Below are 3,837 nucleotides of genomic sequence, written 5' to 3' on the forward strand. Positions count from 1 at the left end.
GGCGGAGCGGTTCCTCTCCGGCTGGTCGGCGGGGGAGATGAAGGCGGCGGCCCGGCTGACGGACTCGCCGGCCGAGGCGGAACGGATCCTCGCGAGCTTCACCGAGGGCCTGGAGATCGCGAAGCCCAAGCTGACAGTGGGGAAGGCCCGGGCCGACGGCGACGGCGGGGCGCAGGTGGCGTACACCGCGAAGATGCCCGTACGCGGCCTCGGCACCTGGACGTACGACGCGACGCTGCCGCTGGTCCGCGAGGACGGCGGGCCGTGGCGGGTGCGGTGGGAACTGGGGGCGGTGCACCCCAAGCTGACGGAGACGGAGAAGTTCCGGCTCGTGCGGGAGGAGTCGGCCGAACCGGACGCCGTCGACCGCGACGGCGCCGACATCTCCGCCGCGGACCACCCGTCGCTGGCGGGCGTGCTCGGCCTGGGCGGCGGACGGCCGCAGGGCGCGGTGCAGGTCGTCGACCGGCACACGGGGGACGTACGGAGTACGGAGGCGCGCTTCGGGCCGCCGCGCGGCGCGGGGGACGGGACGCTTCGTACGACGGTCGACGGGGACTTGCAGGGCGCCGCGGAGGAGGCGCTGGAGCGGCACGTCGGCGGGCGCAACGCCGGGCTCGTCGCGCTCGACATGGACAGCGGGGAGGTCCTGGCCGCGGCCAACTCGCCGGCCGCGGGCTTCAACCGGGCCTTCCAGGGCACGTACGCCCCAGGCTCGACGTGGAAGGTCGTCACGACCGCCGCGCTGCTGAACAAGGGCGCGGTCAGCCCGGAGACGACGGTGGACTGCCCCAAGTACCTGACGGTCGGGAAGCAGTTCCACAACGTGGAGACCTCCGAGATACCCGGCGCGACGTTCCGCGAGGACTTCATTCACTCCTGCAACACCGCCTTCGTCGCGCTGCGCGGCTCGCTCGGCAACGAGGAGATGACGGACTTCGCGCGGCGGTACTTCGGGATCGGCGAGGAGTGGAGCACGGGGGTGCCGTCGTTCGACGGGGAGGTGCCGGTGCCGGGGGACGAGACGGAGAAGGCGGCGTCGCTCTTCGGGCAGGGGCGGCTGCGGTCGAACCCGCTGGTGATGGCGTCGGTCACGGCGACGGCGGCGACAGGTACGTTCCGGCAGCCGGTGATCGTGTCCGGGCACGAGACCTCGGCGTCGGCGGAGGAGCTTCCGGAGGGCGTCGTCGGGCAACTGCGGGCGCTGATGCGGGACACGGTGACGGAGGGCAGCGCGCAGGTGCTGGCGGGGCTGCCGGGGGACGTGGGGGCGAAGACGGGGACGGCGGAGGTGACGGCGACGGGGCCGAACAACGGGTGGCTGGTCGCGTATCGCGACGGGGTCGCGGTGGCGTGCGTGGTGGAGGACGCGGAGAGCGGGTCGGGGGACGCGGGTCCGGTGGTGCGGGAGGTGCTGGAGGCGGTGGAGTGAGGGGGGTGTGGTGAGGCGGGTGCGGTGCGGGCAGGTGCGGTGCGCGCGGGTGCCGGAGGGTGCCGTGACGGCGGGTGTGGTGACGGCGGGTGTGGTGCGGCCTGTGTCCTGATGTCCCGTGTCCTGACGGCGGTGCCGTATCGGGGCGGAGGGCCGTCCGTACGCCTGTGCGGTGTTCGGGGGCGGTGGGCGATGATGGCCGGGTGACCGACGCCGCCGCTTTCTCCGCTCCCCTGCCCGCCTCCCGTCCCCGGCTCATCGCCACGGACCTCGACGGGACCCTGCTACGGGACGACAAGACCGTCTCCGCCCGCACGGTCGCCGCACTGGCCGCCGCGGAGGAGGCGGGGCTGGCGGTGGTGTTCGTCACGGGCAGGCCGGCGCGGTGGATGGGCCTGGTCGCGGAGCACGTGCACGGGCACGGGATGGCGATCTGCGCGAACGGCGCCGCCGTCGTCGACCTGCACCGCGGGCTCGAACTGGCGGAGGTCTGCCCGCTGCCGCTCCCCGACGCCCTGGCGATCGTCGGTGTGCTGCACACGATCGCGCCGGGCACGTCGTTCGCGGTCGAGTTCACGGGCGGCTTCGGCCGGGAGGCCGCGTACCCGCTGCACCGGGCGGCGGGGCCGATAGCGCCGGTGGAGAAGCTGCTGGCGGAGGACGGGGAGCGGGCGGGTGACCCGCTGCTGAAGCTGCTGGCGTACCACCCGGCCCTGGGGGCGGACGAGTTCCTGCACGCGGCGCGGGCGGGGGCTGCGGAGCACGGGGAGTTCACGCGGTCGACGCCGAGCGCGCTGCTGGAGGTGAGCGGGCGGGGCGTGAGCAAGGCGAGCACGCTGGAGCGCTACTGCGCGGCGCGGGGGATCGCGGCGGAGGAGGTCGTGGCCTTCGGCGACATGCCGAACGACATCGAGATGCTGACGTGGGCGGGCAGATCGTACGCGATGGCCAACGCCCACCCGGCGGTCCTGGCCGCGACGACCGACCGAACAGCGGGGAACGAGGAGGACGGCGTGGCGCTGGTCATCGAGCAGCTGCTGCACGGACTTTGAGGACGGAGCAAGGAAGGGAGCAGCGCCCCGGATGGAGAGCGGTGCTCTCCCGCGAGAGCAGTGCTCCACGGCGGGAGCGGGAGCGGTGCTCTACGCCGAGAGCAGTGCTCTCGTCCGCGAGCAGTGCTCCGCAGCGTGAACACCCGCCCCACGGCGACGGCCCAGACGACCGCTCCATGTCGAGAGCACCGCTCTCGCCCGCGAGCGGTGCTCTGCACACAGAGCACCCGCCGCACCTCACGCGCATCCCCCGCGCCGGAGTCCCCGCCCCGCACCCCTACGCCGCGGCTGCCCCCGGGGCCCCCGCCGCTCCCGGGCCGCCGCCCGCCTCGCCCGGTGCCGTCAGCGGGACCTCCCACATCAGCGACGTCCCCCCGCCGCAGTCCCCCAGCCCCGGCCCGTACGTCGCCCGGCCGCCCAGTTCCTCCGCCCGCCGCTCGATGTTCCGCAGCCCGCTCCGCCGCCCGTACGGCGACAGCCCCCGCCCGTCGTCCGCCACCGTCAGCCGCACCGCGTCCCGCCCGTCCGGCAGCTCCGCCGTCGCATCGACCACCACCCCCACCTGCCCCGCCCCCGCATGCCGCGACGCGTTCGACAGCCCCTCGCGCAGCGCCGCCAGCAACTGCCGCGCGATCCGCTCGTCCACCCGCTCGTCCACCGCCCCCACGAAGCTCGTCGACGGCTGGAACCCCAGCGGCGCCGCCGCCGTCGCGACCTCCCGCAGCACCAGCGCCCGCAGCCCGGTCGGCGCCTGCTCCGGCTCCTGCTGCAGCGCGTAGATCGTGCCGCGGATCTCCTCGATCGTCAGCTCCAGCGCGTCGACCGCCGCGTCGATCCGCTGCCGCACCTCCGGCGCCCGCTCCAGCCGCTTCGCGCCCTGCAACTGCATCCCCGTCGCGAACAGCCGCTGGATCACCAGGTCGTGCAGGTCGCGCGCGATCCGGTCGCGGTCCTCGTACACCGCCAGCCGCTCCCGGTCCCGCTGCACCTCCGACAGCATCAGCGCCAGCGCCGCCTGCCCGGCGAACTGCGTCGCCGACTGCTTCTCCGTCTCCCTGTACAGCCGGCCGCCCGGGGCCCGGGGCAGCGACAGCGCGCCGAGTACCCGCTTGCCGCTGCGCAGCGGCAGCATCATGCACGGCCCGAAGCGGCCCGCGCCGTCGCTCACCGCCCGCGGGTCGGCGCCGGCGTCGTCGAGGAACACCTCCTTGCCCGCCAGCAGCGTCCGCACCGTCGGGCTGTACGACGGCAGCACCCGCCCCACGAGGTCGTCCACCCCCTCCCCGGCCACCGCCACCACCTCCAGCCACTCCGGCCCCCGAGCCCCATCAGCCGCACCAGCCCCGCGGTCCG

3 protein-coding genes are annotated in these 3,837 nt (G+C 75.0%); 2 read left to right on the plus strand and 1 reads right to left on the minus strand.

Annotated features, from left to right (window positions below; translation table 11 throughout):
* Window positions 1-1,432, plus strand: a 1,432-nt coding sequence (locus tag H5J30_RS21255; protein WP_181788988.1) for a penicillin-binding transpeptidase domain-containing protein, incomplete at its 5' end; no start/stop codon positions are given.
* A 203-nt stretch (window positions 1,433-1,635) separates the two neighbouring features.
* The gene (locus tag H5J30_RS21260; RefSeq protein WP_181788989.1) at window positions 1,636-2,484 is read left to right on the plus strand and encodes a Cof-type HAD-IIB family hydrolase; all 849 of its coding nucleotides are present in this window, start codon (window positions 1,636-1,638) and stop codon (window positions 2,482-2,484) included.
* 277 nt (window positions 2,485-2,761) lie between these two features.
* On the opposite strand, the gene H5J30_RS21265 is transcribed toward H5J30_RS21260, so the two are convergent.
* Window positions 2,762-3,837 (minus strand): GAF domain-containing sensor histidine kinase (locus H5J30_RS21265; RefSeq protein ID WP_181788990.1); only part of this gene is annotated, 1,076 nt, incomplete at its 5' end.

This window comes from Streptomyces phytophilus, from assembly GCF_013870535.1.
Taxonomy (GTDB): Bacteria; Actinomycetota; Actinomycetes; order Streptomycetales; family Streptomycetaceae; genus Streptomyces; species Streptomyces phytophilus.